This window comes from Kitasatospora sp. NPDC093679 (assembly GCF_040683455.1).
GTDB lineage: Bacteria > Actinomycetota > Actinomycetes > Streptomycetales > Streptomycetaceae > Kitasatospora > Kitasatospora arboriphila.
In genome coordinates, this window is record NZ_JBFBDW010000107.1 from 1 (window position 1) to 6,514 (window position 6,514).

At 72.5% G+C, this 6,514-nt stretch carries 6 protein-coding genes and 1 pseudogene; 6 read left to right on the top strand and 1 reads right to left on the bottom strand.

Going from position 1 to position 6,514, the window contains the following annotated elements:
- The first annotated feature begins 139 nt into the window (after positions 1-139).
- The 3 genes from AB0O09_RS38440 to AB0O09_RS38450 all read left to right on the top strand — a co-directional run bounded on the left by AB0O09_RS38440 (position 140) and on the right by AB0O09_RS38450 (position 3,501).
- Positions 140-1,312 carry a HAMP domain-containing sensor histidine kinase gene (locus tag AB0O09_RS38440; RefSeq protein ID WP_363550412.1) on the top strand — a complete coding sequence of 391 codons (1,173 nt, stop codon included), beginning with the start codon at positions 140-142 and terminating at the stop codon, positions 1,310-1,312.
- 419 nt (positions 1,313-1,731) lie between these two features.
- A complete protein-coding gene (locus AB0O09_RS38445; protein WP_363550405.1) occupies positions 1,732-2,718 on the top strand; it encodes an acyl-ACP desaturase in 987 nt (328 codons plus the stop codon).
- Positions 2,719-3,201: 483 nt separating this feature from the next.
- Positions 3,202-3,501 (top strand): DUF4193 domain-containing protein, encoded by a 300-nt coding sequence (locus AB0O09_RS38450; protein ID WP_030277357.1) that lies wholly within the window; start codon positions 3,202-3,204, stop codon positions 3,499-3,501.
- A 242-nt stretch (positions 3,502-3,743) separates the two neighbouring features.
- Here the strand turns inward: AB0O09_RS38450 and AB0O09_RS38455 are convergent, their stop codons facing one another.
- Positions 3,744-4,193, bottom strand: coding sequence for a DUF3093 domain-containing protein (locus AB0O09_RS38455; protein ID WP_363550408.1), 450 nt, complete (start codon positions 4,191-4,193; stop codon positions 3,744-3,746).
- A 186-nt stretch (positions 4,194-4,379) separates the two neighbouring features.
- On the opposite strand from AB0O09_RS38455, the gene AB0O09_RS38460 reads away from it, so the two are divergent.
- The 3 genes and pseudogenes from AB0O09_RS38460 (at position 4,380) to AB0O09_RS38470 (ending at position 6,255) form a co-directional block, all read left to right on the top strand.
- Positions 4,380-4,922 (top strand): PaaI family thioesterase, encoded by a 543-nt coding sequence (locus AB0O09_RS38460; protein WP_363550414.1) that lies wholly within the window; start codon positions 4,380-4,382, stop codon positions 4,920-4,922.
- Positions 4,919-5,464, top strand: a pseudogene (gene dut / locus AB0O09_RS38465) (dUTP diphosphatase). Before AB0O09_RS38460 ends, dut begins: the two are co-directional and overlap by 4 nt.
- A gap of 2 nt (positions 5,465-5,466) precedes the next feature.
- Positions 5,467-6,255: a DUF3710 domain-containing protein gene (locus AB0O09_RS38470; protein ID WP_344628401.1), complete on the top strand. Its 789-nt coding sequence runs from the start codon at positions 5,467-5,469 to the stop codon at positions 6,253-6,255.
- The last annotated feature ends 259 nt before the right edge of the window (positions 6,256-6,514 follow it).

The window sequence follows — 6,514 nt, forward strand, 5'->3', positions numbered from 1 at the left end:
CCCACGCCCTTGTCGCTGCGGGTCCGGTCGGCGCCCTTGACCCGGCGGCCCGGGCCCGGTCCAGCAGCACCCGGCCCGCACCCCGATCGGCGCGGCCGCCGCCGGGCGGCCCGCCGCGCAGTACCACCCCGGCGACGGACTGTTCGCCTGGCTGTCGCTGCGCCCCACCGTGCGGATCAGGCTCACCCTGCTCTACGGCGGGATGTTCCTGATGGCCGGCGTCGTCCTGCTGCTGCTCATGTACTACTTCGTCCGCGAGGCCATGCAGAGCGCCACCCTGCCCACCCTGCGGCTGGGCCCCGGCGTCTCCCTCACCACCCCCGACGGCGAGGTCATCAACAGCCAGGCGGAGCTGACCCGCTGGCTCAACCACTACCAGGACATCGAGGCCGAGCGGTCGCTCAACACCCTGCTGCGCAAGGCCCTCACCGCCCTGATCTGCCTCGCCGTGATCGCCTTCGCGGCCGGCTACGCGATGGCCGGCCGGGTGCTGCGCCCGCTCGGCCGGATCACCCGCACCGCCCGCGAGGTCGCCGGCTCCGACCTGCACCGCCGCATCCAGCTCGACGGGCCCGACGACGAGCTGAAGGAGCTCGCCGACACCTTCGACGACATGCTCGACCGACTCGACCGCTCCTTCGACTCGCAGCGCCGCTTCGTCGCCAACGCCTCGCACGAGTTGCGCACCCCGCTGGCGATCAACCGGACGCTGCTGGAGGTCCAGCTCGCCGACCCGGAGGCCTCGCCCGAGGTGCAGCAGCTCGGCAAGACCCTGCTCGCCACCAACGAGCGCAGCGAGCAGCTCGTCGAGGGCCTGCTGCTGCTCGCCCGCAGCGACAACGAGATCACCGACCGGCGCCCGGTCGAGCTCTCCGAGGTCGCCCTGCGGGCCCTGGAGCAGCTGAGGCCCGAGGCGGCGACCCGCGAGGTCGAGCTCCGCTCCGAGCTCCACCCGGTGACGGTCTCCGGCAACGGCGTGCTGCTGGAGCGGATCGCGCTCAACCTGCTGCAGAACGCGGTGCGCTACAACACCCCGGACGGCTGGGTGGAGATGTCCAGCGCCCCCGCCCCGGGCGGCGTCGGCGAGCTGGTCGTCTCCAACACCGGCCCGGTGGTGCCCGGCTACGAGATGGAGCACATCTTCGAGCCGTTCCGCCGGGTCAAGGGCGCCGACCGGACCCGCAGCGACAAGGGCGTGGGCCTCGGCCTGTCCATCGTCCGCTCGGTCGTCCGCGCGCACGGCGGCACCATCGAGGCCACGCCGCGCCCCGGCGGCGGCCTGACGATCCGGGTGCGCATCCCCGGGCCCTGACGCACACCGGGCCCGCCGAGTCCGCCCAGGGCCCCGCCAGGCCCCTTCCGGGCCCCTTCCCGACCCCTTCCGCCGCCGTCCCGGACCCCTCCGGGGCGGCGGCGGACGCCGTTGCGCCGACGCTGCCGCACCCGGCCGCGCCGCTCCGTGCGCGACCGATCACCGACCGCCCTCCGCCGCCCCCGCCGGCCGTGTCAAGACGGCATAAGCGCTGGCAGGGGGCGGCTTGTCTTTTCCCGCCGAAACAACTTACGGTGTCGTAACCTACGCAGCCGTAAGTGGGCCGACCCGGACGGCCGCCGCGTCCGCCTCCGCGCTCGTGCCGCCCGCCCCCGTCCCCCGTTCCGTCACCGTCCGCGCAGCCGCCGTCGGCCCCATCCCGCCCGACGCGCCGGACGCCGCACACAGGAGCACCAGCCGTGACCATCGCACCCGTCCAGCGCACCGCACCGCCCGCGTCGACCGCCTGGACCGACGCCAAGCTGATCCTGGCCCTCGAAGAGGTCGTCGAGGGCGAGCTGAACCGGCACCTCAAGGTCGCCAAGGAGTGGATGCCCCACGAGTACGTGCCGTGGAGCCAGGGGCGGGACTTCGACGGCGTGCTCGGCGGGGAGGCGTGGGCGCCCGAGCAGTCCAAGGTGACCCCGCTGGCGCGGATCTCGCTGGTGGTCAACCTGCTCACCGAGGACAACCTCCCGAGCTACCACCACGAGATCGCGACCATGTTCGGCCGCGAGGGCGCCTGGGGCACCTGGGTGCACCGCTGGACGGCCGAGGAGGGCCGGCACGGCATAGCCATCCGCGACTACCTGCTGGCCACCCGCGCCGTGGACCCGGTCGAGCTGGAGCGGGCCCGCATGGCGCACATGTCGGAGGGCTTCGAGTCCGACAACGCGCACAGCATGCTGCACTCGGTGGCCTACGTGGCCTTCCAGGAGCTCGCGACCCGCATCGCGCACCGCAACACCGGCCACCACTCCGGCGACCCGCTGTGCGACCAGCTGCTGGCGAAGATCGCCAACGACGAGAACCTGCACATGGTCTTCTACCGGAACCTGCTGAAGGCGGCTCTGGAGATCGCCCCGGACGAGGCGATGAACGCCATCACCGAGGTCGTCACCAACTTCCGGATGCCCGGCCACGGCATGCCCGGCTTCGAGCGCTCCGCCGCCCAGATCGCCATCGGCGGCGTCTACAACCTGCGCATCCACCACGACGACGTGCTGCAGCCGGTGCTGCGCCACCTGAAGGTCCTGGAGACCACCGGGCTCGGCGGCTCCGGCCAGCAGGCCCAGGAGCAGCTCGGCGCCTTCCTGGACGGCCTGGACGCCCAGGCCACCAAGTTCGACGAGCGCCAGGCCGCGCTGCTCGCCCGCCGGGCCGCCGCGGCCGCCGCGAAGGCCTGATCCGGCCGTTTCCGCGAGGGCGTCCGCGAAGCCGTCCGGCCGCACCGGGAATGTCCGGGATTCTCCGGAAAGGTGTGAGATGTGACCAAGTTCACATCGGGCCATTCGATGCATCCCCGCGGCGCCGCACGGCGCTCGACCCCCGGTCGGGCGCCGTGGCGCTGGGTGACGGGCCGGAGAGGTCCCGAAAATGTCGATCTGTCACCAAATGTGCTGTGGCCAGGGTCAATTGGTGAAGGAACGGCAGGGGCGCCGCTACCCAAGGTAGTCGTCCGGGCCCCGTCCCGGCCCGACCGGGCCGACCACCCGCGGCGGTGTTCGAACCCCGTTCGGTCACCCCAACGGGTCCGAAACCGGGTGTCGATTGAGTAACGGGGCTTGAAGTAAGGCAAAATCTCCGCCTCGGGTCGGGCACAAGACCGGCCCCCCACGCGTTACGTGCGCTGGAGATACCGCACACACCCAAAGGGGGAGAGCGAAAACATGGCTACGGACTACGACACCCCACGCAAGACCGATGACGACCTCAACGAGGACAGCATCGAGGAACTGAAGGCGCGGCGGAACGAGAAGACGACCGGTTCGGTCGACATCGACGAGTTCGACGCGGCGGAGGGTCTGGAGCTCCCCGGCGCCGACCTCTCGAACGAGGAGCTGTCGGTCCGGGTGCTGCCGCGCCAGGCCGACGAGTTCACCTGCATGAGCTGCTTCCTGGTGCACCACCGCAGCCAGCTCTACAGCGAGAAGAACGGTCAGCCGATCTGCCGGGACTGCGGCGCCTGAGCACGGTGCGGAATGGCCCGGGCCCGACGCCTCACCGTCGGCCCGGAAGGCCACCCCGCCGGCCCTGGGCAGCAAGGCCGGAGGCAGCAGACGCGGGCCCCGTAGGGGGGCCGCACCCGCAGGCCGGGCGCCTGCGACCACAGGAGCAATGGGACGGTCCGCCACCCGCGGAGCCGTCCCTCCTCCGTTTCCGGGCCCGTCCGCGGCATGTCCGCCCGGGCCCGGCGGCCTTCCCCCGAGGATCAGCGCTGGGCGGCCCGGCGGGCACCCTGCAGCGCGTCGGCCAGCTTCTGCGGCGAGCGGGTGGACAGGTACAGGTACGGCGTCGGGTCGGACGGGTCGGTGACCTCCACCCGCAGCGCCGTCGGCACGTAGCTGCGCAGCAGCATGAAGGCCCGCGGGTCCGCCTTCACACCGCGCCAGGCGACCGCCTCCGCCGGGTTGAGCACCTCGGCGGTGCCGAGCGCGTCCACCGGGATCCGGGCCTGCCCGGCCACCAGCGAGCCCTGGACCACCCGGATCCGGGCCGAGCCGTAGGAGCTGAGCGCGGCCGCGGCGGCGGCGATGCCGACCACCAGGCCGATCAGGGCGCCGAGACCGCTGAAGCGCAGCAGGACCAGGCCGAGGGACAGGCCCGTCACGAGCGGGAGCAGCCACCAGGACCGCGGGACGGTGAGGCGTTCGTCGTACATGCCCCCTATTGTGGGCGCCCGCACGGCCGCTCCCGCCCACGCCCCTCCCGCCGTTTGCTACTGGCGGGTAGCATCGCGAGCGTGACCGGTTCCACCGCCCCCGCCGCCGCGCCGCAGGGCGCCCCCGCGCCGCCGCCCCGCCCCGCCGCCCCGACGCCGACGCCGACCACGCCGCCCGCCGACGCCGTGCTGCCGCCCCGTGCACCCGGCGCGCCGGCCCCCGGCACGCCGATCGGGCCCCACTACGACCTCTGCTTCGGCTGCGGCCCGCAGCGCCCCGACGGGCTGCAGCTGACCGCGGTGGCCGGGGAGGGCCTCACCGTCGACGCGAGGTTCACCGTCCGCGCGGTGCACCAGGGCGGCCCCGGCCTCGCCCACGGCGGTCTGCTCACCACCGCGATGGACGAGACGCTCGGCACCCTCAACTGGCTGCTGCACGCCCCCGCCGTGACCGGCCGGCTGGAGACCGACTTCGTCCGTCCGGTGCCGGTCGACAGCGAGCTGCACATCCACGCCTGGGTGACGGGCGTGCACGGCCGCAAGGTCTACAGCGCGGCCGAGGGCCGCATCGGCGGCCCCGACGGACCGGTCGCCATCCGGGCGCAGGCGCTCTTCATCCAGGTGAAGCTGGAACACTTCACCACGCACGGTCGTCCCGAGGACATCAAGAAGGCCTTGGACGACCCGGACCTGTTCAAGCGCGCCAGAGCCTTCGAGGTGAACCCGTGACCAGCACCGCCCGTCCGCCGGTGGACGTCCTGATCAGGCGGATCGACGCCGATCTCCCGATGCCCGGCTACGAGCACCCCGGCGACGCCGGAGCCGACCTGCGCACCACCGTCGACGCCGAACTCGCCCCCGGCGAGCGGGTCGTCCTCCCCACCGGCGTCGCCATTGCGCTGCCGGACGGTTACGCGGCGTTCGTGCACCCGCGTTCGGGCCTCGCAGCTCGTTGCGGAGTTGCCCTTGTGAACGCCCCGGGGACGGTCGATGCCGGGTACCGTGGTGAGATCAAGGTGATCGTCGTCAACCTGGACCCGCGCGAGGCCGTCAGCTTCCGTCGAGGGGACCGCATCGCCCAGCTGGTCATCCAGCAGGTGGAGAGGGCGCGTTTCCACGAGGTGGCCGAGCTGCCAGGGTCGGCGCGAGCCGAAGGCGGGTTCGGGTCGACCGGCGGCCACGCCGCGGTCTAGCATGCCCGCGGTCTCGCAGTAGCCGAGCAGGTATTCGCTTCGGTCTTGGATTCGGTCTTGGACCGGGAAGGACAGTGACCGTGTTCCGTCGTCGCCACAAGAGCGAGGACGCTGTCGAGCAGCTCGCCGAGGACGCCACCAGCGCCGACGAGACGGCCGATGACGTCGAAGGTTCCGCCGAGAGCGAGAACGACACCGAGCTGGACCCGGCCGACCGGGTCGGTCTGCCGCCGGCACCGCGCCCGGACGGGCCGTGGGACATCTCCGAGCTCGAGCAGCCCGAGGAGGGGCGAGTGGACCTCGGGGGTCTGCTGGTCCCCGGGGTCGAGGGCATGGAGCTGCGCGTCGAGGTCGCCGGTGACGCGATCGTCGCCGCGACCCTCGTCCTCGGCAACAGTGCGATCCAGCTGCAGGCCTTCGCGGCCCCCAAGTCGGAGGGCATCTGGGGCGAGGTCCGCGAGGAGATCGCCAACGGCATCACCCAGCAGGGCGGCCTGATCGAGGAGGAGGAGGGCACGCTCGGCTGGCACCTGCGCGCCCAGGTCCCCGTCCAGCTGCCCGACGGCACCCACGGCGCCCAGCTGGTGCGGTTCGTCGGCTGCGACGGTCCGCGCTGGTTCCTGCGCGGCGTGATCTCCGGCCAGGCCGCCGTCCAGCCCGAGATGGCCGGCATCCTGGAAGAGGTCTTCCGCCAGACCGTCGTGGTCCGGGGCGAGGCGCCGATGGCGCCGCGCGACCCGATCGTGCTGAAGCTCCCCGAGGACGCGCAGATGGTCGCCGACGGCGCCCCCACCGAGGGCGGCGAACAGCGCTACAGCGCCTCGCTGGACCCGTTCGCACGCGGCCCGGAGATCACCGAGGTCCGCTGAGCCGAGCACCTCGCCTCCGCCCGGTCGGACACCGGGCGGAGGCGATTTGCTTGTGGGGCCCCGGGCCCCGTACAGTTCCGGAGTCGCGCCGAGAGGGGCGACGAAAAAGCGAGTCGAAGGAAACGCCCGGTGAAACGGGTCGGAAATCCTCTGATAAGCTGGAGACACGAAAGAGCGAAACGCCCGGAGGGTCCGCTGGAAGGCGGTCCGAAGGAAGTGTCCGTTCCTTGAGAACTCAACAGCGTGCCAAAAGTCAACG

Excerpts from the sequence above, each read along its gene's own strand:
- AB0O09_RS38455 (WP_363550408.1), bottom strand. The coding sequence starts at position 4,193 with ATGTACGACGAACGCCTCACCGTCCCGCGGTCCTGGTGGCTGCTCCCG.
- AB0O09_RS38450 (WP_030277357.1), top strand. The coding sequence starts at position 3,202 with ATGGCTACGGACTACGACACCCCACGCAAGACCGATGACGACCTCAAC.